Source organism: Mesorhizobium sp. WSM4808 (genome assembly GCF_055811675.1).
The window spans coordinates 281683-303654 of record NZ_JBVVQX010000006.1; the positions used below are offsets into that span (position 1 = coordinate 281683).

General features: G+C 62.6%; 26 protein-coding genes. 8 read left to right on the plus strand and 18 right to left on the minus strand.

Annotation, left to right across the window (positions count from 1 at the left end; genetic code table 11):
- The first annotated feature begins 251 nt into the window (after positions 1-251).
- From lptC to ptsN, 6 genes are all read left to right on the plus strand, one after another.
- A complete protein-coding gene (lptC, locus tag AC0L2U_RS13745; protein WP_127269996.1) occupies positions 252-965 on the plus strand; it encodes an LPS export ABC transporter periplasmic protein LptC in 714 nt (237 codons plus the stop codon).
- Complete coding sequence (locus tag AC0L2U_RS13750) at positions 952-1533, plus strand: LptA/OstA family protein (protein WP_023812537.1); 582 nt, start codon at positions 952-954, stop codon at positions 1531-1533. Before lptC ends, AC0L2U_RS13750 begins: the two co-directional genes overlap by 14 nt.
- Positions 1533-2351, plus strand: a complete 819-nt coding sequence (gene lptB / locus AC0L2U_RS13755; RefSeq protein ID WP_013529586.1) for an LPS export ABC transporter ATP-binding protein — start codon at positions 1533-1535, stop codon at positions 2349-2351. Before AC0L2U_RS13750 ends, lptB begins: the two co-directional genes overlap by 1 nt.
- Positions 2352-2674: 323 nt before the next feature.
- Positions 2675-4201 carry an RNA polymerase factor sigma-54 gene (gene rpoN, locus AC0L2U_RS13760; protein WP_473602040.1) on the plus strand — a complete coding sequence of 509 codons (1527 nt, stop codon included), beginning with the start codon at positions 2675-2677 and terminating at the stop codon, positions 4199-4201.
- 264 nt (positions 4202-4465) lie between these two features.
- On the plus strand, positions 4466-5050 hold the full coding sequence (gene hpf / locus AC0L2U_RS13765; RefSeq protein ID WP_128364206.1) for a ribosome hibernation-promoting factor, HPF/YfiA family: 585 nt from the start codon (positions 4466-4468) through the stop codon (positions 5048-5050).
- A gap of 122 nt (positions 5051-5172) precedes the next feature.
- A complete protein-coding gene (gene ptsN, locus AC0L2U_RS13770) occupies positions 5173-5637 on the plus strand; it encodes a PTS IIA-like nitrogen regulatory protein PtsN (RefSeq protein ID WP_128364205.1) in 465 nt (154 codons plus the stop codon).
- 67 nt (positions 5638-5704) lie between these two features.
- On the opposite strand, the gene AC0L2U_RS13775 is transcribed toward ptsN, so the two are convergent.
- Both AC0L2U_RS13775 and AC0L2U_RS13780 read right to left on the minus strand, forming a co-directional pair.
- Positions 5705-5959 carry a BQ00720 family protein gene (locus AC0L2U_RS13775; protein WP_023760740.1) on the minus strand — a complete coding sequence of 85 codons (255 nt, stop codon included), beginning with the start codon at positions 5957-5959 and terminating at the stop codon, positions 5705-5707.
- A 121-nt stretch (positions 5960-6080) separates the two neighbouring features.
- Positions 6081-6506 (minus strand): Hsp20 family protein, encoded by a 426-nt coding sequence (locus AC0L2U_RS13780; RefSeq protein WP_023760739.1) that lies wholly within the window; start codon positions 6504-6506, stop codon positions 6081-6083.
- 315 nt (positions 6507-6821) lie between these two features.
- Here AC0L2U_RS13780 and AC0L2U_RS13785 point away from each other — a divergent pair, with 315 nt between their 5' ends.
- Positions 6822-7766: a nucleoside hydrolase gene (locus AC0L2U_RS13785; protein ID WP_292695723.1), complete on the plus strand. Its 945-nt coding sequence runs from the start codon at positions 6822-6824 to the stop codon at positions 7764-7766.
- A 36-nt stretch (positions 7767-7802) separates the two neighbouring features.
- Here the strand turns inward: AC0L2U_RS13785 and AC0L2U_RS13790 are convergent, their stop codons facing one another.
- The 11 genes from AC0L2U_RS13790 to AC0L2U_RS13840 form a co-directional block, all read right to left on the minus strand.
- A complete protein-coding gene (locus tag AC0L2U_RS13790; RefSeq protein WP_128288022.1) occupies positions 7803-8180 on the minus strand; it encodes a hypothetical protein in 378 nt (125 codons plus the stop codon).
- Between the two features lie 3 nt (positions 8181-8183).
- Positions 8184-8486, minus strand: coding sequence for a hypothetical protein (locus tag AC0L2U_RS13795; RefSeq protein WP_473602041.1), 303 nt, complete (start codon positions 8484-8486; stop codon positions 8184-8186).
- Between the two features lie 120 nt (positions 8487-8606).
- Positions 8607-9221: a LysE family translocator gene (locus tag AC0L2U_RS13800; RefSeq protein WP_128288021.1), complete on the minus strand. Its 615-nt coding sequence runs from the start codon at positions 9219-9221 to the stop codon at positions 8607-8609.
- A 113-nt stretch (positions 9222-9334) separates the two neighbouring features.
- On the minus strand, positions 9335-10786 hold the full coding sequence (locus AC0L2U_RS13805; protein WP_473602042.1) for an amidase: 1452 nt from the start codon (positions 10784-10786) through the stop codon (positions 9335-9337).
- A gap of 1 nt (position 10787) precedes the next feature.
- On the minus strand, positions 10788-11693 hold the full coding sequence (locus AC0L2U_RS13810; protein WP_292633970.1) for a ribokinase: 906 nt from the start codon (positions 11691-11693) through the stop codon (positions 10788-10790).
- A gap of 152 nt (positions 11694-11845) precedes the next feature.
- Positions 11846-12328, minus strand: a complete 483-nt coding sequence (locus tag AC0L2U_RS13815; protein ID WP_164895597.1) for a hypothetical protein — start codon at positions 12326-12328, stop codon at positions 11846-11848.
- The gene (locus tag AC0L2U_RS13820) at positions 12303-12815 is read right to left on the minus strand and encodes a hypothetical protein (protein ID WP_127809322.1); all 513 of its coding nucleotides are present in this window, start codon (positions 12813-12815) and stop codon (positions 12303-12305) included. The genes AC0L2U_RS13815 and AC0L2U_RS13820 overlap by 26 nt, the downstream gene beginning before the upstream one ends.
- On the minus strand, positions 12782-13174 hold the full coding sequence (locus tag AC0L2U_RS13825) for a hypothetical protein (protein ID WP_127322477.1): 393 nt from the start codon (positions 13172-13174) through the stop codon (positions 12782-12784). Before AC0L2U_RS13825 ends, AC0L2U_RS13820 begins: the two co-directional genes overlap by 34 nt.
- A 21-nt stretch (positions 13175-13195) precedes the next feature.
- Positions 13196-13666, minus strand: a complete 471-nt coding sequence (locus AC0L2U_RS13830; protein ID WP_127809323.1) for a hypothetical protein — start codon at positions 13664-13666, stop codon at positions 13196-13198.
- Between the two features lie 221 nt (positions 13667-13887).
- The gene (locus AC0L2U_RS13835) at positions 13888-14763 is read right to left on the minus strand and encodes a methylated-DNA--[protein]-cysteine S-methyltransferase (RefSeq protein ID WP_127809324.1); all 876 of its coding nucleotides are present in this window, start codon (positions 14761-14763) and stop codon (positions 13888-13890) included.
- Between the two features lie 124 nt (positions 14764-14887).
- Positions 14888-15382, minus strand: coding sequence for a DUF2244 domain-containing protein (locus AC0L2U_RS13840; protein WP_127397029.1), 495 nt, complete (start codon positions 15380-15382; stop codon positions 14888-14890).
- Positions 15383-15404: 22 nt separating this feature from the next.
- Between AC0L2U_RS13840 and nth the strand changes: the two genes are divergently transcribed.
- Positions 15405-16229, plus strand: coding sequence for an endonuclease III (gene nth, locus AC0L2U_RS13845; protein WP_127397028.1), 825 nt, complete (start codon positions 15405-15407; stop codon positions 16227-16229).
- A 1-nt stretch (position 16230) separates the two neighbouring features.
- Here the strand turns inward: nth and AC0L2U_RS13850 are convergent, their stop codons facing one another.
- The 5 genes from AC0L2U_RS13850 to AC0L2U_RS13870 all read right to left on the minus strand — a co-directional run bounded on the left by AC0L2U_RS13850 (position 16231) and on the right by AC0L2U_RS13870 (position 21900).
- Entirely contained in the window at positions 16231-17739 is a 1509-nt protein-coding gene (locus tag AC0L2U_RS13850; RefSeq protein ID WP_127397027.1) for a tripartite tricarboxylate transporter permease, read from the minus strand.
- A 10-nt stretch (positions 17740-17749) separates the two neighbouring features.
- Positions 17750-18223, minus strand: a complete 474-nt coding sequence (locus tag AC0L2U_RS13855) for a tripartite tricarboxylate transporter TctB family protein (protein WP_127271254.1) — start codon at positions 18221-18223, stop codon at positions 17750-17752.
- Positions 18224-18299: 76 nt separating this feature from the next.
- Positions 18300-19277, minus strand: coding sequence for a tripartite tricarboxylate transporter substrate-binding protein (locus AC0L2U_RS13860; RefSeq protein ID WP_127809326.1), 978 nt, complete (start codon positions 19275-19277; stop codon positions 18300-18302).
- A gap of 424 nt (positions 19278-19701) precedes the next feature.
- Positions 19702-20583 carry an NmrA family NAD(P)-binding protein gene (locus AC0L2U_RS13865; RefSeq protein ID WP_127809327.1) on the minus strand — a complete coding sequence of 294 codons (882 nt, stop codon included), beginning with the start codon at positions 20581-20583 and terminating at the stop codon, positions 19702-19704.
- A gap of 36 nt (positions 20584-20619) precedes the next feature.
- Entirely contained in the window at positions 20620-21900 is a 1281-nt protein-coding gene (locus tag AC0L2U_RS13870) for a serine hydrolase domain-containing protein (protein WP_473602043.1), read from the minus strand.
- Between the last annotated feature and the right edge of the window lie 72 nt (positions 21901-21972).

The following is a 21972-nucleotide window of genomic DNA, read 5'->3' on the forward strand; positions in this document are numbered from 1 at the left end:
CTACAAGTATTGGTCTGCTCACATGTTTGTGCAATCGCCCCAGGTCGGCGACGAGACCGACGGCGGATAAATTTTACGCCGCGTGTCTGTTTCTGCTATGGAGAACACGCAGTTGTGCGGACCTCGTTTTCGTCTGTACAAAGGCGGCTGTCACATTTTTGCAGTTTTCGTGCGCTTGTGCTTGCTTGAAAGCGCCGGCGTCCCACCTATAGGCGGTGCTCAAGGGTGGGCAGGGTTAAAGAAAGCAGTGAATGTTAGCGCGACCGATTGAACCGACCAACGCCGAGGCGGTGTTGGCTCCCCCGGCGGACGGCCGGACGCGCGGCGACGCTTTCGACCGTGCACAGCGTCATTCGCGCCGCGTGCGCGTTCTCAAATTTGCCGTGCCGGTGGCCGCGGCACTGATAGCGGTCGCTTTCCCGGTCTATTCCTATCTCGCCGCACCCGTCGCCGTGAAGGTTCAGGCGGAAGGCACTGCCTTTTCCAACGGCAAGCTGGTGATGGCCAATCCCAAGCTCAACGGTTTCACCAAGCAGAAGCAGCCTTATTCGATGACGGCGCTGCGTGCCATTCAGGATGTCAGCACGCAAGGCATCATCGAGCTGGAAGGCATCGACGCCAAGGTGCCGATCGCGCCCGACAATGTGGCGGCGGTCAAGGCCTCGCACGGCACCTACGATCGCGACGGCAATACGATGAACCTGACCAGCGACGTGACGATCACCACGACCGACGGCATGCAGGCCAAGTTCAAATCGGTCTTCCTCGACATGGGCAAAGGCACTATGAAGACGGGAGATCCCGTCGATGTCAGCCGTGGCGGGTCGCGGATCACAGCGGATACGATGTCGGTCCAGGACAATGGCAAGGTTCTGGTTTTCGAGAACAAAGTGCGCGTCAACATCGATTCCACCGCCTTGAAGGCGGCACAGGGAAACAGCGGAGAGACCAATGCGGCTCAGTAGTTCGACGCGGCTCGCGGCTGCAACTTCAGCGTTGCTGCTGCTCGGACTCGTGCCGTCATGGGCGCAGACGACCAGTCAATCAGGCCTCAAACTGTCCGGCGACAAGCCCATCCAGATCGAGAGCGACAAGCTGGAAGTCCGCCAGGCCGACAGTGTCGCCATCTTCACGGGCAATGTCAGCGTCGTCCAGGGGCCGACATTGATGAAGGCCGGCAAGATGACGGTCTACTACGTCAAGGACCCCAACGCCGCTGCCAAGGGCACGGAGGCCGCGGGTGCGGCGATGACGGGCTCGGCCAACATCGATCACCTGGAGATCTCCGACAAGGTTTACATCAAGTCGGATGCGCAGGTCGCGACAGGCGATCAAGGCAGCTTCGATATGAAGAGCCAGGTGCTGGTGCTTTCGGGCAAAAAGGTCGTTCTGTCGCAAAACGACAACGTTCTGGTGGGCTGCAAGCTTACCGTGCAGATGAAAAGCGGGCTGGCTCAGGTGGATCCATGCGCTGGGCAACGCGTCCAGATGTCGATCACCCCGCCGCCGAAATCGGGAGCGACGAACCCCTGATGGCCAGCCTGTCGTCGCTGACGGCGCGTCTTCCGGGGCGGGCCGCCGGCAAGCTTTCGGCGCCGGCCACGGTGACCGTCGATGCGGGAAAGTTCAAGGGAACCCTGATCGCCAAGGGGCTGACCAAGAGCTACAAGGGCCGCAAGGTCGTCAGCGGCGTCACCATCGGCGTGCGCGCTGGCGAAGCCGTTGGGCTGCTCGGCCCCAACGGCGCCGGCAAGACGACCTGTTTCTACATGGTTACCGGCCTCGTGCCGGTGGATGAAGGCACGATCGAGATCGACGGCTTCGATGTCACGTCGATGCCGATGTACCGTCGCGCACGCCTCGGCATCGGCTATCTGCCGCAGGAAGCTTCGATCTTCCGCGGCCTCAATGTCGAGCAGAATATCCGCGCGGTGCTGGAAGTGGTCGAAAAGGACCGCAAGGTGCGCGAGCGCAATCTCGACGAACTGCTCGAGGAGTTCCACATCAGCCATCTGCGCAAGGCGCCATCCATGTCGCTTTCGGGCGGCGAGCGGCGACGCCTGGAAATCGCGCGAGCGCTGGCGACACGTCCGGCCTACATGCTGCTCGACGAGCCTTTCGCAGGCATCGATCCGATCGCCGTCGCGGATATCCAGCAACTGGTGCGCCACCTGACGGCGCGCGGCATCGGCGTCCTCATCACCGATCACAATGTGCGCGAAACGCTCGGCCTCATCGACCGCGCCTACATCATCCATGCCGGCCAGGTGCTGACCCATGGAAGGGCCGACGAGGTGGTGGCAAACCCCGATGTGCGGCGACTTTACCTCGGCGAGGGTTTCACGCTCTGAACGGTTCGTCGTTTCACGGAAAACGCCAATCCGCTCCGTCTTTTCGTCTTGACGCAATTCGCGAGGGAGCGCCATGCGCTTTTCCCGGGAAAGCCGTCTCTCACTTTTCCTGGAATTGCTCTGAGCGTGAAATTTGTTTCCTGACACGATTTTTGCGGTTCGCGTGGCGTTTTTTTCTCGATTTTGCTCCGGGATAACGCTCCGGTAAGCGCGTTTTGCTACCAATTGCCTTGACAAGCAAAAGCCGGGCCAGTTTTTATGGCCGGCTGCAAAATTCTTGCCCGGTAGTCGGGATGCGTAGACGAGGCGTTTGAAACCGAACCATGGCGTTGGCGGCCAAACTACAGCTACGACAATCGCAGTCGCTGGTGATGACGCCGCAGCTGATGCAGTCGATTCGGCTGCTGCAGTTCACCCATGTCGAGCTTGAGCATTTCATCGACGATGAAATCGAGCGCAATCCGCTGCTGGAGCGCGCCGAGCCGCAGGACGATGCCGCCAGCGACCAGGCGCAGAAGATCGAGCCGGAGCCGCAAGCCACCGCCGAAGGCGACTGGTTCGAAAACGAGACGCAGTGGAGCGCCGAGGCGATCTCGGACAAGCTCGACACGTCGCTGGAAAACCTGTTCCCCGACGACCCGGGCACCAGCGAGCGGCTCGGCCCCGACCTGACGGCACAATGGAAATCGGCTTCGGGCAATGGCGCGGGTTCCTCATCCGAGTGGTTTGATGCGGGCGATATGGCGACTGCTGCGATCACGCTGCGCGACCATGTCGGTGAGCAGGTGGCGCTAGCCTTCGCCGATCCGGCTGCACGGCTGATCGCCGCCGAACTCGCCGACGGCCTTGACGAGACCGGCTATCTGCGTGCCGACCTGGCCGAGATCGCCGCTCGTCTCGGTGCGGATGCCGCTGCCGTGGCGAAGGTGCTGGCGGTGTGTCAGACCTTCGAGCCGGCTGGCCTGTTTGCCCGCGACCTAGCCGAATGCCTGTCGCTGCAACTTGCGGTGCGCAACCGGCTCGATCCGGCGATGAAGGCGTTGGTCGCCAATCTCGAACTCCTGGCACGACGTGACTTTCATGCATTGAAACGGATATGCGGTGTCGACGAGGAGGATCTGCTCGACATGCTGGCGGAGATCCGGGCGCTCGATCCCCGACCGGGCATGGCGTTTTCGGGCGGCGCCAGCGACGCGATCGTCGCCGATGTCGAGGTGCGCGCGGCCAATGACGGCAGTTGGACGGTCGAACTCAATGCCGAAACGCTGCCGCGGGTTTTGGTCGACCATATCTATTTCGCCCAGGTCTCACCGCAGGCCAAGAACCAGGCGGAAAAGGATTTTCTGGCCGAATGCCTGCAGAATGCAAACTGGCTGACGCGCAGCCTCGACCAGCGGGCAAAGACCATCCTCAAGGTCGCCTCGGAAATCGTTCGCCAGCAGGATGCCTTCCTCGTCCATGGCGTGCGCCAGCTGAAGCCGCTCAATCTGCGCACGGTGGCCGACGCCATCGGCATGCACGAATCGACGGTCAGCCGGGTCACAGCCAACAAATATATGCTGACGCCGCGCGGCGTGTTCGAGCTTCGCTACTTCTTCACCGCCTCGATCGCCGCGTCGGGCGGCGGCGATGCGCATTCCTCGGAAGCCGTGCGTGACCGCATCAAGCAGTTGATCGACGAGGAAAAACCCGTCGACGTGCTTTCCGACGACGCGATCGTCGACATGTTGCGCGAAAGTGGCGTCGACATTGCAAGACGTACGGTCGCCAAGTACCGGGAAGGCATGAATATCCCCTCTTCGGTGCAGCGCCGACGCGAGAAACGGGCGATGGCCAGCGCCGGGCGCTGAGGCGGGTCGATTTCCACAGGCCGGCACTTCATTGACAAGCCGCGGTGAAGTGGCTAGAAGCCCGCCCGCATGAGAAGGGCTAGAAGCCTGCATGCGGATGGTCCGTCACGACGTTGGCCTCGGGACGGTCAAAGGGCGGCTTGTGATCAACCGGAAAGTTTGGATTTAAAATCGGCGCAAGTGACGCCGCAAAGCTTGTGCGCACGGATCACGAGTATAAACTCGGGCCAGTTTGAAGCCTGAGCAAGGAAGGTCAGTTTTCAGATGAATCTGCGCATATCGGGAAAACACATGGACATCGGCGATGCGTTTCGGACACGCATCAATGATCGCGTCGGCGAAGCGATCGGCAAATATTTCGATCGCGGCTTTGCCGGACATGTCACGGTCATCAAATCGGGCTCGCGCTATTCGGCGGACTGCATGATCCGGCTGGATTCCGGCGCTTCGCTGCAGGCCACCGGCGATGCCCAGGATCCGACGCTTGCCTTCGAGGCGGCGGCGGACCGTCTGGAAACCCGCCTGAGGCGCTACAAGCGCAGGCTGAAATCGCACAATTCGGGCGCCGCCAACGGCCAGCCGACGGACATCGCCTACACGGTGATGGCGCCGCTTGCCGATGACGACGAGGACATTCCGGAGAATTTCGCGCCCGCCATCGTCGCCGAATCAACCATGACGCTGAAGACCATGTCGGTGGCGTCGGCGGTCATCGAGCTCGACACCAAGGACAGCCCGGTCGTTGTCTTCCGCAATGCGGGAACCGACCATCTCAACATCGTCTATCGCCGACCCGATGGAAATATCGGCTGGATCGACCCGTCGACGACCAAGGTCGCGCAAGCGTGACGACAAAGGTCGCACGGTGACGACAAGGGTCGCACGGTGACGACAAGGGTCGCACGGCAATAAGAGCCGGCCGCACGAGGGGTGGGGACTGGTGACGGCAGGCGAACAAGGGATTTTCTAGCATGGATCTGAGCGATCTTATCAACGTTCCGGCGATACTGCCGGCGTTGAAGGCGAACTCCAAGAAGCAGCTGCTGCAACTGCTGTCCGAACGGGCAGCGGCGATTTCCGACATTCCGGAGCGGGAGGTGTTCGACACCATCCTGCAGCGTGAGCGCCTGGGTTCGACCGGCGTCGGCAACGGCATCGCCATCCCGCACGGCAAGCTGGCCGGCGTGAAGCGCATTGCAGGTGTTTTCGCCCGGCTGGAGACGCCTGTCGATTTCGAATCGCTGGACGATCAGCCCGTCGATCTGGTGTTTCTGCTGCTGGCGCCGGAAGGGGCGGGCGCCGACCACCTCAAGGCACTGTCGCGCATCGCGCGGGTCCTGCGCGATGCCGACACGGTGGCCAAGATCAGGGGTACGCGCGACGCCGCCGCTATCCACGCGCTTCTATCGGACACCCAGGCTTCGCACGCGGCCTGAACTTCGAGGATGATATCGCCACAGGGCCGCCATGGGCGGCCCTTTTCCGTTTCAGCCGGAATCGCTCTCAGTGAATGGCGACCGTGGTCAGGTCGTTTTCCATGGCGCCGGCCAGAGCGCGGTCACGCGCATCGGAAAGCAGGATCGGCTGGCCATTGGCGGCAAACAAGGCCCACAGTTCCATGCCGGGGGCGATTTCGCCAAGATTGGGGAAACGGCCGAGCAATTCGTCGCTCGAGACCTTTCTGAGATAAGCGACCGAGCCTTCGCCGAGATGAGCGAATTCGCCATTGGTCATGGTGATGTTTTCAGTTCTGGTCATTTCAAAGCCTCCTTGGCGCGAGGACGCCGCTCAAGGCCATCCCGCATGAGAGCCATTTCAATTTGCTGCATCGTGCTTTCGGAAAGTCGGAGCCGATTTCCGGCCGATGCAGTGGTAAAGATCAGTCTTTCACCGATATGTTTATTTTCCGTACCAGCCGTTCGGACTCAGGCCGATCGAGGTCGATCGACAAAAGACCGTTCTTCAACTCCGCCGCGATCACCCGCATGCCGTCGGCCAGCACGAAACAGCGCTGGAACTGGCGTGCGGCGATGCCGCGATGAAGAAATTCGCGCTCGGTGTCGTCGGTCTGACGGCCGCGCACGACCAACTGGTTTTCCTCCGTGGTGACATCGAGATCGCTTTCGGCGAAACCGGCGACCGCCAATGTGATGCGCAACCTTTCGGTCTTGCCGTCGGCGCCGCTGAGGCGTTCGATGTTGTAGGGAGGGTAGCTGTCGCCGGATTTCGCCAGGCGTTCCAGGGTCTTTTCCATGGCGTCGAAACCAAGGAGAAGCGGGCTGGAAAAGGGCGTCATTCGGCTCATGTTACACTGTCCTCTCAAGAGCGACATAAAGTGGAAAAACCCAGATGGCATTTTTCCCGATGGCCTTGATATGGTCCGCCCCGCGACCAAGTTCAAGCCGTCAACAGACCCGCTCAAAAAGACCAGGCGTGGACTCACAGGAATGACCCACATGGCGCTTGAAACGGCGAGCAGATGCAAGGAGAAGCGCGCAGGTCGGGAATTGTCTTTCCCGGTCGAGCGGTTCGACATGGCAGTTCGCGACCGCTTCGGCGTCATTTGGATGTTTCGATCGGATCGGTTCAAGCCCACGACCTCGCCAAACAAGGAATTGAAATGCCTCAATCACGCAAGATCATCATCGACACGGATCCCGGTCAGGATGATGCCGTCGCCATATTGCTGGCGCTCGGCAGCTCCGAACTGGAGATCGTCGGCATATCAGCCGTTGCCGGAAACGTGCCGCTGAAGCTTACCGAAAAGAATGCCCGAAAGATCTGCGAGTTGGCTGGCCGCCCGGACATCAAGGTCTATGCCGGCGCCATCCGGCCCCTGATGCGCGAATTGGTCACCGCCGAGGAAGTGCATGGCAAGACCGGCCTCAACGGACCGCAATTGCCCGAACCGACGATGAAGCTGCAGGACCAGTACGCGGTCGATTTCATCGTCGAGACGCTGATGGGGGAAGAAAGCGGCACGATCACGCTTTGTGCGCTCGGCCCGCTCACCAACATTGCGCTGGCGCTGATCCGCGAGCCGCGCATTGCACCGCGCATCAAGGAAATCGTGCTGATGGGCGGCGGCTTCTTCGAGGGCGGCAATGTCACCCCGACCGCGGAATTCAACATCTATGTCGATCCGCAGGCCGCCGATGTCGTGCTCAAATCCGGTATTCCGATCGTGATGATGCCCCTCGATGTCACCCATAAGGCGCTGACCACCGCCAAGCGCACGCAAACCTTCCGCGCGCTCGGCACCAAGGTCGGCACCGCCACCGCCGAGATGCTGGAATTCTTCGAGCGCTTCGACGAGGAGAAATACGGCACCGACGGTGGCCCGCTGCACGACCCTTGCGTCATCGCCTATCTGTTGAAGCCTGACCTGTTCAAGGGCCGCAACTGCAACGTCAGCGTGGAAACCGCCTCGGAACTGACCATGGGCATGACCGTGATCGACTGGTGGGGCGTCACCAAGCGGCCGAAGAACGCCATGGTGATGCGCGACATCGACCATGACGGATTTTTCGCATTGCTGCTGGAGAGGCTGGGGCGGCTTAACTGATCGTCAGAACAGAACTGAACTTGTGAGCACGCGTCTTCACCGATTGAGAAACCGAAAGGTGTCTCCGCCGCGCTTATGATGTTGCCGCTCGATGGGGATGACCGAACCGACGAGGTGCGGCATCCCCACTTCATCGTCGATGGATGTCACCGCGTTGCTGCCATCAAGGCGGACGTCGTATGTGTAATACAGCCCACGCCCGGCGGCCATCTTCGGATTGATGGGCATTAACCTGACATACTCGACGGTGCCCATCACACGCTGAGTTGCCACAACCGGATTGTCCTGTTTCATCGCAATTGGGATCAGCGCCGCCAGAGGCAGTGTGCAGAAGAAAGTGACACCAATAACCGCATCGCGGTATTCTGCCTGAAACAGAAGCAGGCGGTTTTTGAGAGAAAATGCTGTCGCCATGGTTCAATTCACGAATCGGTAGAAAACGAAGCCATTGTCGCGCGTGAGGCGTTCAATGCTTGTGCGCGAGCCGATCAGATGCGGGCGACCGTCATCGATAAGGACAGACGAAGCGTTCTCGATAGAAACCAGATATATGCCGCGGCCATGGTCCAACTGGACACTTTCGACGTTTGCTTCGAATGTGTCGACCGATCGGATCGGGCTGGCGTCGTTGGCCCATTTATTTGCCGCCGACATGATCATAATCGCAAAGCACCGATAAAGAGTATCACGCCAGGCGCGTTCCTCTTCAAACCATTCCAAGTCCAAAAGACAGACATGAGTCCCTCAACACATATTCATGTGGTGGTGAGAGAGCACACTTTCAATCTGTTGCCATTCCAAGGCGCTGCAACTCTTTTCGTCCCGGCTCTCGGCGAGCTGTTACTTCGCCTTAGAAAACGCCAGCCACAGACCGCCGCCGACCATGAAGCTGCCGCTGATCCTCGACAGGAGTTTGATGCGGCCGGCCGACAGCAGGCGCCCGGCGCGGCCGGCGGCCAGCGCGTAGGTCGAATCAGAAAAAGCGGCGAAGATCATCGCGGTCAGGCCCATGATGGCGATCTGCAGCGAATAATTGCCTTGCGGCGAAATGAACTGCGGAAAGAAGGCGCCGAAGAAAATCAGCGTCTTGGGATTGCTGAGCGCCACCAGCAAGCCCTGCAGGAAGAAGCCGCCGCGTGGCTTTCTCGCTGTTCCATCGGGATTCAACGTGCCCTTGGAACGGAACATCTGCACACCCATCCAGATCAGATAGGCGGCGCCGATCAGCCTGACCCACTCGAACCAGTGGCCCATGCCTGCGATCAGCGTGTTGAGGCCGATGCCGACGATGGCGATCATCACGGCAAGCCCGGCCTGCGTGCCGGCGACATTGGCGAGGCCGGCGCGGGAGCCATGGCGAATGCTGTTGGCGATGATCAGCGTGACCGTTGGGCCGGGCACCAGGATGATGACGATGCAAGCCAGGACATAGGCGGCGTAGAGTTCGAGCGACATGACTTTTCCCCAGGAATGCCGCCGATGCGGCGCAACCGATGATAATCATGCATAGCAGCGATAGCGTTGCAAGCCGGTGCGCGAAGCGTGGGGACCAGGCCAGTGGATCCGGCTCAGGCGCCGGCTTGCCACGGCAGCGTCGCCTCATAAGCGGCCGCCGCCTTCAGCACGGCAAGATCGCCGCGTGGCCGGCCGATCAGCTGCATGCCCATCGGCCGCCCTCTATCGTCGAAGCCGACCGGCACGTTGGCCGCCGGGCAGCCGCCCAAGGTCGCGAAGGCGGAAACCTGCATCCAGCGGTGATAGCTGTCCATTGCGCGTCCGGCGACCTCACGCGGCCAATGCGTATCGACATCGAAGGGGAAGACCTGCGCGGTCGGCAGCGCGACGAGATCATAGCGGTCGAAGATCGACAGCAGCGTGCGATGCCAGGATGTACGGGTCACGGAGGCGGCGCGGATCTGCGGCGCCGTCAGCCGCATGGCGTTCTCCACTTCCCAGATGGCTTCCGGCTTGAGCAGGCGGCGCTTCGCGGGATCGTCATAGTGGGTCTTGAGCGCACAGCCGCTGCTGGCCTGGCGCAGCGTCACGAAGGCCTGCCACAGCGCTTCGAAATCGAAATCCGGCAGCAGGGGTTCGCTAGGGAAGGATGCATCCGCAAAGCGGCCAAGTGCTGCCTCGCACAGTCCGAGGATGCCGGGTTCGACCGGCAGATGACCGCCGAGGTCACCGAGCCAGGCGATGCGGCCAGCAGTTGCCGGTATTCCAAGCCCTTCGAGGAACGAGCCGGGTTTCTCGTAGGACAATGGCGCGTGCGGGTGGTAACCGGCCTGCACATCGAGCAGCAGCGCCATGTCACGGACGTTGCGGCCCATCGGCCCGTCGACGCCCATCTGCGCATGGAAGACTTCAAAATCGGGTCCGCCGGGAACAAGTCCTTGCGACGGGCGGAAGCCAAAAACATTGTTCCAGGCGGCCGGGTTGCGCAGCGAGCCGCCGAAGTCGCTGCCATCGGCGACGGGCACCATGTCGAGCGCCAGGGCCACCGCCGCGCCGCCGCTCGAGCCGCCGGCGGTCAGGGCCGGATCGAAGGCGTTCAGCGTCGGCCCGAACACGGCGTTGTAGGTGTTGGAGCCGAGCCCGAATTCGGGGACGTTGGTCTTGCCGATGATGATGGCGCCGGCATTGCGAATGCGCTCGACGAAGAAATCGTCTTCCTGCGGCACGAAATCGGCGAAGATCGGCGAGCCGAAGGAGGTCCTGAGGCCGGTGGTCGAGGCGAGATCCTTGATGGCGATCGGCATGCCGAAGAGCGGACCCGCCGCTTCGGCTCGCGACAGGCTGGCATCGGCCGCATTGGCTTCGCGCAGGATATCGGCGCGATCGCGCAAGGAGACGATGGCGTTGACCAGCGGATTGACCGCCTCGATGCGATCGAGGAATGCCGCCACCACCTCGCGCACGGAAAGCTCTCTCTCCCGGATCGCGCCGGCGAGTTCGACAGCGGACAGGCGGCAGATGTCGCTTGCCGGCGGCACGGCATGTTTCGTTTGCGGACGCAGCATTTTAACGGGTTTCCTGCAGCGCCTGATCGACGTCTTTGGCGAGCGGGATCGCCGGTTGGGCGCCAGGCTTCAGGCAGGCCAGCGAACCGGCCGCGCCAGCGCGCGCCAGCGCCTGTTCGAGCGTGAGGCCCGACGACAGGCTGGCGGCGAAATAGCCGCAGAACGTATCGCCGGCGCCGACCGTGTCGACAGGGGTGATCTTGCGTGCCGGAACGGTGAGGAATTCGCTCGGCGTTGCCGCCATCACGCCGTCGCCGCCGAGCGTGACGACGACGGTGCGGCCGGTCTTTCCGGCAAAGTCGCGCATACGGGCCGCCCGGTCGCGGCCTTGCAGCGACAGCGCTTCGCCATAGAGGTCGAACTCGGTTTCGTTGGCGGCGACATAGTCCGCCTTGCCGAGAAAGCCGGCTGCCTGCCCCTGGAAAGGCGCCGTGTTGAGCACGGTGATGGCGCCGGCCGCCCTTGCCTGGTCGAGGGCGGCATCGACGGTGGCCAGCGGAATCTCATTTTGCAGCAGCACGACGTCGCCTTTTTTCAGAAATGCCTTGGAGAGATCGCCTGGCACCACGGAAGCGTTGGCGCCCGGCACCACGGCGATGATGTTCTCGCCGTCGTCGGCGACCATGATCAGTGCCGTGCCGGTCGAGGCATGAGTCTCGGCAACGCCGGACAGGTCGACCTTGCCGTCGCGCAGCAATGCCAGTGCCTCGGCGGCGAAGCTGTCCCTGCCGACGGCGCCGACCATGCGCACCGAGGCTCCGGCGCGTGCGGCGGCCAGTGCCTGGTTGGCGCCCTTGCCCCCAGGCGCGGTGGTGAACGCCGAGCCGCCCACCGTCTCGCCGGGGCTCGGCAGGCGGTCGACCTTGGCGATAAGGTCGAGGTTGATCGAGCCGATGACGATAATCAAGCAGGGCCTCCTGGCAACGCAGATTCAAAATGTCGGAGCGTCTTCGTGCGTCCGGGCGGACGCAGATCGTTCCGATTGCGTGGAAGCTAACCTGTATGGCCGCGGCTTGCCAGACCACGCGCATGGTCCAGTCCGATTTGAGGCGTTGTGGCCTATTCGCAGCGCACGGTGACCGTGCCCTGATAGTTGCCGGCGGGAAAGATGCCGCTCGACTTGGTGGCGGTGAGGTCGACCTGCATCGCGTGGGTGCCGTTGGCAACCCTCTGCGGCACACTTCCGTTGACATCGACCCCCGAGCCATCGAGGCGGAAGACTGAAGCGAAGGTCACGTTGGTGCCGCCGCCGCTCGGTGCGGAGGAGAATGCGGCAGGCGCCGGCGCCGAAACCGAATAGCAGTCAAGCAAGTTAAGTATCGAGCACAACAGGGAACTTGCCACCACGGTGGCGCTGGCGCTCGATCCGCCTGCCTGTTTAGAGCCCAGTATGTTGATGGCGGGATTGGCCTTCATCGTTCCGGACGCCCCGACCATGATGGTGCAGGTGCCGATGATCGCTGCCTGCACCGGAAGGCAGGAACCGGCAAGTGCAGCCATCGCAAACAGCGCGCGGCTACTGCTTCTTCTTTTTCTTGCCATCGCCATTTCCGGTCCTGATGCTCCAGCCTTCGTTGGCCCACCCCGGTGATGCGGCTGCGGGAGCGGTGGCGGCTACGCTGGCCGTCTGGCCGTCGGCGCCGAGGCCCATTTTGAGAAGTTTCAGTTCCAGATGCAGGCGCTCGACCTCAAGCTCGTAGAGGCGGCTGCAATCGACGCGCTTCGGCGTACGCCCGATCGGGATCACCACCCGGCCGTAAGTGGCGACATCATTGTCGGACTGGCTGTTGCCTCTGATAACGCCGAGATCGACATAGGCCCCGGAGCCGGAGACGGCGGAACGGCATGTGGTGCCGTCCGCGGCACGGACCTCGTCCTGGCCCTGAGGCAAGGTGACACCGGGCAGGTTGAAGCCGCTCTCATTCTGGTTGAGGTTATAGACGTCCTCGGCCCCGGCCGGCGAGGCACCCGCCCAAGCAGCCGCGAGCGCCAGTGTCAGGACTTGCGGCGCCCGAAGAACTTTCCGCATATCTGTGCCCTTATCTGCGTTTGTTGATTGGGAAAGGGAATGCTTTCGGTACAGATACGCACTTTACGCTCGCCGGCGCCATCAAAGGGCACGACCACAAGGACAGAACGGGAAGCCTGGGAAGCCAGCTGGAAGACATTTGGAGAGATTCTGGCATCTACCGGCTGAAAATCCTGATCGTAGACGTGGATTTCGACCCGGATCTTCCTGTCGTAGGGATTGGCAGGGAAGATGCGGACCGCGAAGACGTCGGTGAAGCTGTTGATCTCGCCACGCATCGGCGACATCGATTGTGCCTTGACGGCAATGGGCGCCAATCCGATGGCCAGTGCCGTCGCCAGGATTCGAACATGTTTCAACGACCCCTCCTTCGCTGCGCGTCATTCGCAGCGCAGCGTTACCGTTGCCTGATAATTGCCGTTGGCGAAGCGATTGCTGCCGCCTTTGATTCCGGCGAGGTGAACCGAGACGAGATCGGCGCCGGGTGTGGTGATGCTGGTTGCCGAGCCGGTCTCGACGATGGCATGCGCGCCGGTGGCGGAGTAGGTCGGCGTCCAGGTCGTCGACGTGCTGTCTGCCGATGGCACCGTCATGGTGGTGACCGGATCGACGCTGAGCGACACACCTCCGGTCGTCGTCAGCGTCACGGTCCCAGCCGAGCCGCCGCTGTTGTGGGAACTGAGGGACTGGAGATCGGGACTGGCCGTCATCGTGCCGTTGGTGGCAACGACAAGCGTGCAGGTGGGCGCGATCGTGCCATTGAAGATGACATTCTGCGTCGCGGCCAACGCGGCCTCGTCGATGCTGGCAACCAGCAGAGCTGCGCCGCAGGCGGCGCGAAACAATGTCATCGGGACCTCCTATCAAGCCGGATCGTCCGGATTAATATGAGGGCATCATCACTTTATCGTGGTTAATTTAGAGTTACCTAAAATAACGGCTTAAAATAACAATTACAGGAACCGGAGGTTGCTCTCGGTTGCAAAGGCGGAAACCACAGTGGAAATTGCGCTTATACTTAATAACGCCGATATACCTATGTTTTTCTTCAAAATTTCGAGAAAAATCGATATTACGATACCTGCCCGGCTTCCCAGCCCAGAATGGCGCGCTTGCGGGTCAGGCCCCAGTGATAGCCGGTGAGGTCGCCTGATTTACCGATGGCGCGGTGACAAGGCACCACGAAAGAGAGCGGATTGGCGCCGTTGGCCGCACCGACCGCACGGCTGGCGGACGGTGCGCCGATGCTGGCCGCGATCGAGGAATAGGTGCGGGCCTTACCCATCGGGATCTTGAGCAGCGCCTCCCAGACGCGAACCTGGAAGTCGGTGCCGATCATGACGACATGCAGCGGCTGGTCGGGGCGCCACAACGTTGGGTCGAAGATACGGGCGGCATAGGGACCGGTAGCAGTCATGTCCTCGACGTAGACGGCGTTCGGCCAGCGGCTGGACATGTCGGCGAAGGCGGCGCGTTCCTCGCCGGGGTCGCTGAAGGCCAGGCCTGCAAGCCCGCGCTCGGTGGCCATGATCAGGGCGGTGCCGAACGGCGAGGAATGGAAGCCGTAGCGGATGGCGAGCCCGGCGCCGCGTGTCTTGTAGTCGCCCGGCGACATCGCCTCATGCGTGACGAACAGGTCATGCAGCCTGCCCGGGCCGGACATGCCCAGTTCGAACGAGGTCTCGAGCAGCGGCATGCCGGAATCGAGCAACCTGCGCGCATGGTCCAGCGTCACCGCCTGCAGGAAGGCTTTGGGCGACAGGCCGGCCCAGCGGGTGAAGAGTTTTTGCAAGCCGGTCGGCGTCTCGCCGACCTCCTCGGCCAGCTCTTCAAGGGAAGGCTGGTCACGATAGTCGAGACTGATCTTCTCGATGGCACGGCGCACGATCTCGTAGTCGCTGCCTTCAGGCGTGATATCCTTTTTGAGGACCGCGGTGTGTGTGCTCATGGAACTGTCTCCTTGAGCCGGAATATCGCCCCTCGGGGCGTCGATCGCCACCCGAAACTTGCCTTCCTGCGGCGCATACCCAGATGGACACGGAATTCGAGCCCAGGAACCGCTCGTGGCAGGCTCAGCGTGCCTTGGCGGTCGCCAGCGCCCGCGAAAAGGCGGTGGCAAAGCTCTCGCGGGAATCGGGGTCCAGGAACGATCCGATCGGCACGTTCTGCCCTTGGCCTTCCACCGTCATCCCTGTGATGCCGATCTCGGCGTGACGGGCCACCGAAAACCGCGCCCAGAACGGATTGAAGCGATGCGCTTCCGATTTCCCCGAGGGGGCGGTCTTGCGGATGTCGAGGCTGGTGCGCGAGACCGAGACTTCCTCGCGTGCGCGAGCGGCACGATAGTTGATGCGAAAGGCGATGTAGACGGCGACCACGTCGAGGCCGAAGAAGCCGAACACCGGCCAGGCGCCGCGCGACAGGAAAAACGCGCCTGTCACCAGCCAGCCGAACAGCAGCGCGCCCATCAGGATGAAGAAGCCTGTCCGGCCCAGCGACCGGTGCGGGGTCAGTAGCGCCTGAAAGAATGGCTCGTCGGCCTGAAACGAGGCGTTTGTGTCGCTCATGGCGGGATATTATAGGAGGGAAATGGCGAGCCCCAAGTCCAAAGATTCTTCCATGTCCAAAAAAGAGCTGTTGCCCGCACGGCGCGATGGGTCGAACGCCAAGCCACGCCCGCGGCCGGTGCGGCGCACCTCGCGCTACAGCCCGGCCGAAGTGCACGAGATATTCCGGCGCTTTTCCGTCCAGAGGCCCGAGCCGAAGGGCGAACTCGAACATGTCAACGCCTTCACGCTGCTGGTGGCGGTGGTGCTGTCGGCGCAAGCGACGGATGCCGGCGTCAACAAGGCGACGCGGGCGCTGTTCAAGGCCGCCGATACGCCTCACAAGATGCTGCCACTGGGGGAGGCAAGGGTCGGCGAATATATCCGCACCATCGGGCTGTGGCGCAACAAGGCGAAGAATGTGATTGCTCTGTCGCAGGCGCTGATCCGCGACCATGGCGGCGAGGTACCCGACAGTCGCGATGAATTGGTCAAGCTGCCCGGGGTCGGGCGCAAGACTGCCAATGTCGTGCTCAACATGGCCTTCGGCCAGCACACGATGGCTGTCGACACGCATATTTTCCGCATCGGCAACCGGCTCGGGCTGGCGCCCGGCAAGACGCCGGAACAGGTCGAGCAAGGATTGTTGAAGATCATTCCGGACGAATATATGCGCCATGCACATCACTGGCTGATCCTGCATGGCCGCTACGTCTGCAAGGCGCGCAAGCCGGATTGCCCGGCCTGCGTCATCGCCGACATCTGCAAGGCCGAGGTCAAGACGACCGATGTGCCGGCACCGCTGGTGCCGATCGCACCGCTCGACCCTGTCGAAGAGATTCAGGACCGAAGCGGAGCGACGGCGTAATTCAACTCTCCTCCACAAACACCTCTTCGCGCTTTTTCTTGACCGCCGGCAGGAAGACGATGACGAGCACGGCGAGCGCGATGAGCAGCAGGCCGGCGCTGATCGGTCTGGTCACGAAGGTGCTCGGGTCGCCGCGCGAGAGGATCATGGCGCGGCGCAGGTTTTCCTCGAGCAGCGGGCCGAGCACGAAGCCGAGCAGCAGCGGCGCCGGTTCGCAGCGCAGCTTGGTCAGGAGATAGCCGAGGAAGCCGAAGAAGGCGACGGCATAGAGGTCGTAGACGTTGCTGTTGACGCTGTAGACGCCGATCGAGCAGAACGCCATGATGATCGGGAAAAGCACGTAATAGGGGATCGTCAGCAGCTTCACCCAAAGCCCGATCAGCGGCAGGTTGAGGACGATCAGCATCAGATTGCCGATCCACATCGAGGCGATTATACCCCAGAACAGCGCCGGCTGTTCGGTAGCGACATTGGGGCCGGGCACGATGCCCTGGATGATCATGGCGCCGATCATCAGCGCCATGACCGGGTTGGCTGGAATGCCGAGCGTCAGCATCGGGATGAAGGAGGTCTGCGCACCGGCATTGTTGGCCGATTCCGGTCCGGCGACGCCTTCGATGGCGCCCTTGCCGAACTCCTGCGGGTTTTTCGAGACGCGTTTTTCGACCGTGTAGGACGCAAAAGCTGCCAGGATCGCGCCGCCTCCCGGCAGGATGCCGAGCGCCGAACCGATGATCGTTCCGCGCACGATGGGCGCTGCCATGCGCCGAAAGTCCTCGCGGGTCGGCATAAGGCCCGTGACCTTGCGGATCATCACGGAGCGCTCATCCTCGTTTTCGAGGTTGCGCAGGATCTCGGCGACGCCAAAGACGCCGACCGCCACCGCAACGAAATTCAAGCCGTCGGCATATTCCCGGATTCCAAGCGTGAAGCGCGGCGTGCCGGTGTAGATGTCGGTGCCGACAATGCCGAGCAGCAGGCCGAGCACGACCATGGCCAGCGCCTTGACGATAGAGCCGTGGGCGAGCGCGACGGACGAAACCAAGCCGACGATCATCAGCGAAAAATACTCGGCCGCGCCGAATTTCAGCGCGATCGCCGTCAGCGGCGGGGCAAAGATGGCGACGAGGAACGTCGACACCGTGCCGGCAAAGAACGAGCCGATGGCCGCGATCGCGAGAGCCGCTCCGGCGCGGCCGTTCCTGGCCATCTGGTAGCCGTCGATCGCGGTCACGGCGGACGAGGATTCGCCCGGCATGTTGATGAGAATGGCGGTGGTCGAGCCGCCATATTGCGCACCGTAATAGATGCCGGCGAGCATGATGAGGGAGGAGACCGGGTCGCCGATCTGGAAGGTGATGGGCAGAAGCATGGCGATGGTCGCGGTGGCGCCGATGCCGGGCAGGACGCCGATCAGCGTGCCGAGAAGGACGCCGATCAGGCAGAAACCGAGGTTGGTCAACGACGTCGCCGTCGAAAAGCCGAGCGCGAGGTTGTCGAGGAGATCCATGCTCATCGCCTCACGATGCCGACCCTGGGGCCAGCCACGGGCCGAAGCGGCGGAACGGCAGGCCGAGCGCGTAGCTGAAGACGAGGAAGGCAAACAACGTCAGGCCGGCCGACAGCACGAGCGCGGTCAATGGCTTCATGCGGCGGCTGGCAAACGACGCGATCAGCGCCGTCAGGAAGATCGACGGGATGAATCCGAGGCCGCGCACTGTCAGGCCGAAGAAGATCGGAGCAGGCAGGATGAGCAGCATGCCGCGCCACGCAATGTGCCCGATCGCTTCGCCCTCGACGCGTACGGCCTGGACGAGAATGACGGCGCCAAGCAGGATTAGTACGATCGCCAGGACCAGCGGAAAATAGCCTGGCCCCATGCGCAAGGCGGTGCCGATTTCGAGACCGAGCGATTGCAGCGCGAACCATGCGCCGAAACCGATGAACAGGGCGGCGCACAGGCCGTTGGCCCTGTCGATCGCGAAAGGTTTCATGATGGTTCTCCCAAGCCCGCAGTGTGTAGCGGATGCCGAGCGGAATAGGGGCGCTGGTGGCGCCCCTATTCAAACCTCAGTCGGCGTACTGGCCGGCGGCTTCGATGATCGGCTTCCAGCGCGCGATCTCGCTTTCCAGCTTGGCCTTCAGTGCGGCGGGCGTCGCATCGGCCTCGGGCGACGGCTTGGTGCCGAGTTCGGCGAAGCGGGCCGCGACGTTCTGGTCCTTCAGCGCGACCTGCAGCGATTTCGACAGGCGTTCGGTGATCCCGGCCGGCGTGCCCTTGGGTGCATAGAGGCCATGCCAGATGCCGACCTGCACATCGGGAAGGCCGGCTTCCACCGTCGTCGGCACGTCCTTCAGCACATCGAGGCGCTCCGGCGAGGTGACGGCATAGGCCTTGATGGTGCCGCCCTGGATCTGCTTGGTGGTGTTGGTCGTCTGGTCGCACATGATGTCGACCTGGCCGCCGAGCAGATCCGTCATGGCCGGGCCGGTGCCCTTGTAGGGCACGGTGACCAGCGGCGTCTTGATGGCGCTCATGAACAGCATGCCGCATAGATGCGAGGCCGCACCGATGCCGGCATTGGCGACGGTAATGGAATCCTTGTTGGCCTTGGCGTACTCCACCAACCCCTTGAGATCGGTCGGCTCCAGGTCCTTGCGGCCGACGATGGTCATCGGCACCTCGGTGACGAGGCCGACATATTCGAAGGCGTTCAGCGTGTCGTAGGCGAGCTTTCTGTACAGCGTCGCACTTGTCGCCATGCCGATATGATGGAGCAGCAGCGTATAGCCGTCAGGCTCGGCGTTGGCGACGCGACCGGCACCCAGCGTGCCGCCGGCGCCACCGACATTTTCGACGATGACCTGCTGGCCGAGATCCTTCGACATCGCTTCCGCGACGAGGCGCGTGACCGTGTCGGTCGGGCCGCCGGCTGCAAACGGCACCACAACGGTGATGGTGCGTTCAGGATAGGTCTGCGCGCCGGCAGTGAACCCATAAAGCGCGACGGCCGCGGCAGCAGCCAGAGTGGCGACAAATCTTCTCATCGTGATCTCCTCCCGGGATATGAATCTCCAACCGCTGCGCGGAACTCCTCTCAACACCGGCTGCGCATGAAGCAACAACTAGGGCAAGCTAGCAAATAGCAACCGGGCTCAAACGGCAAACTGCCGATATCCGCAGATATCCGCACTCAAAAGGTTCTCAGAGTTTGGGTTCACAAAGCTGGCGATTGATCGCGAGATGCGCCTGCAATTTCATGCGGCATCCCATCGCCCTCTCGACAATCGGCTGGGCGTCGCCTCCTGGCCTGCGGAACGTACCGAAGCCGAGGCGTGGGATCACAACGCCCTGTGTGGTGATGATTCCATGATGGTGTCCTTTCGCGGATGTGGCGGCGGGGCTACACGCGCGCCCCGCCGCTTCGCGCCGCCGCTGGTTCGGGAGTCCATGCGGTAAGTCGTGATCCCATCAGGCGGCTGTCTTGCCTTGGCACGCCCTGACGAGTTCGACGATGACGCTTTCAAGTGTCGTGGTGCCCTTCACCGCTGATCGGCCGTGGTCGCTGAACTCGATCCAGCCCTCGTTGAAGCCGTCAAGCATCCGGATCCGGGGTGACGGATTTTGCGTGCCCTGGGAACGGAAGATCTCCTCCCAGCTTTCACGCAGCACTGTCTCGACCCTGACCGGGCGCTCCAGCACCGTGGCGAAGGCGCGGGCGAGATCGTTGGGTGAGACGCGTGCGGACCCTTCCAGCTCGACGACCCGCGTCCCGCTCCAGTCCTCACGGAGGAGCATGGCGGCCTGGCGCCCGACATCTTGCGTCGCAACCATCGGGAACGGTCTGTCAGCCGGCTGCAGGAAGCTGCGCAACACGCCTTCATCGCGCGCCGAGGGAACGTCCCAGAGCGCATTTTCCATGAACCAGCCGGGCCTCAGGAAGGTGATCGGAAGGCCGATCTCCCCCAGCGACTGTTCCATCAGCATGCGCTGGGTCAGCAGGTTCTCGTGCGGAGCATCAGCGCCGATTGTCGACAAGCAGACCACCTTGCCGGGACGCGCCTCGGCCAAAGCCGCCGCCACGGTCGCGATGACGCGCCTGGCCTCGGGAAAGCCGGGCTCCGGGTCGAACTCGGAGGGCGGCAGGATGAAGACGCCCGTGGCACCCCGAAACGCTGAAGTCAGGCTTGCCGCATCGTCCATCTCGGCCAGGGCGACGTCACAGCCCCGGGTTCTCCACTCCGCCGCCTTGGCCTTGTCGCGCAGAACGGCGCGGACGGGTAGTCCCCCGGCGAGAAGGCTGCGCGCAAGTGCGCCGCCGACCTTGCCGGTGATTCCGGTGATTGCGTACATGATGGTTCTCCAGATGTTGATGTCGATCGCCTGGGTTCAGGCAAGTCCGGCATAGAGGCCGCGCTCGAACGCGCCGTAGAGCGCGACGACCCGCTCGTCGTAGAAGGGCAGGACCTGGGTGAAGAGCGCGCCTGTGACATGCTTCACCGGATCGAGCCAGAAGTAGCAGTTGAGCAGACCTGCCCAGGAGATGCTGCCGGCGGAGCGCCCGTTCGGTCCTGCCTGCATGTTGATGTCGAAAGACAGACCCCATTTATGCGGCTGTCCCGGGAACTGGTCGAAGCTGCGGGAATAGGACGGCTGCGCCGAATGCATCTCCTGGACGTTCAGCTCGCCGATCTGGTTCTGCATCATCATGGCGACCGTCTCCGGATGCAGGATTCGCTCGCCATGCAGCGTGCCGCCGTTCAGCAGCGCCTGCAGAAAGGCCATGTAGTCGCGCGGCGTCGAGAAGGCGCCGCCGCCGCCCATGAAGAACTCCGGCCGCTGCGGCATCTCGAAGGGTGCCGGCTCCAGCCCGCCATCGGCGCGGCGGCTATGGAAGCTGGCGACACGCCGCTTCTGCTCGGTCCCGATCAGGAAGCCTGAATCCTTCATGCCGAGCGGCGCGAAAATGTTCTCGCGAAAGTAGATTTCGAGCGACTGATCAGACACCGCCTCGACCAGCTTGCCGACCCAGTCCATGCTGATGCCATATTCCCATCGCTCGCCGGGCTCGAATTCGAGTGGGGCGGTGAAGGCGGCGTTCCTACAGGTCGCGATGTCGGGCATGCCCGTCACTTTCTCGTAGCGGGTCAGAGCCTCGCTCCAGATCGAGTAGGTGCAGCCGGAGGTATGCGTCAGCAGATGGCGAACCTTGATCGCGCGCTTGGCCGGCCGCAGTCGCGGCGTTCCATCCTCGGCAAAGCCGTCGAGGATTTGTGGAGAGGCCAGTTCCGGCAGGTACTTCGACGCATCATCGTCCAGATGCAGGCGGCCCCGTTCGACCAACTGCATGCAGGCCGTCGCCGTGAACGCCTTGGTCATCGGCAGCAGCCAGAATACCGTGTCGAGCGTCATCGGTGCGCCCGTTGCGACGTTGGCCTTGCCGAAGGCACCTTCGTAGACCATGCCTTTGCGCGTCGCCGCGACGGCGATGACACCGGCTACGTCGTCGTTTGAGACGCCTGCCTGCAAGGCGGCGTCGATCGCCTTGAACTGCACTGACGAGCCGGCTGGCATTCTTTTGGCCAAGGCGGGGCTGACCGTATCGAGAGCCAGAATGGCCCCCAGCATTCCTCCGCGCTGAAGCATGGTTCTGCGTGTGATCTGGTTCATGACCAACTCCTTTCTGGATCGAGGGAAATCCGATTTTCCCGGCCGCTCGCCCGCAATGTTGCCAGGACGTCA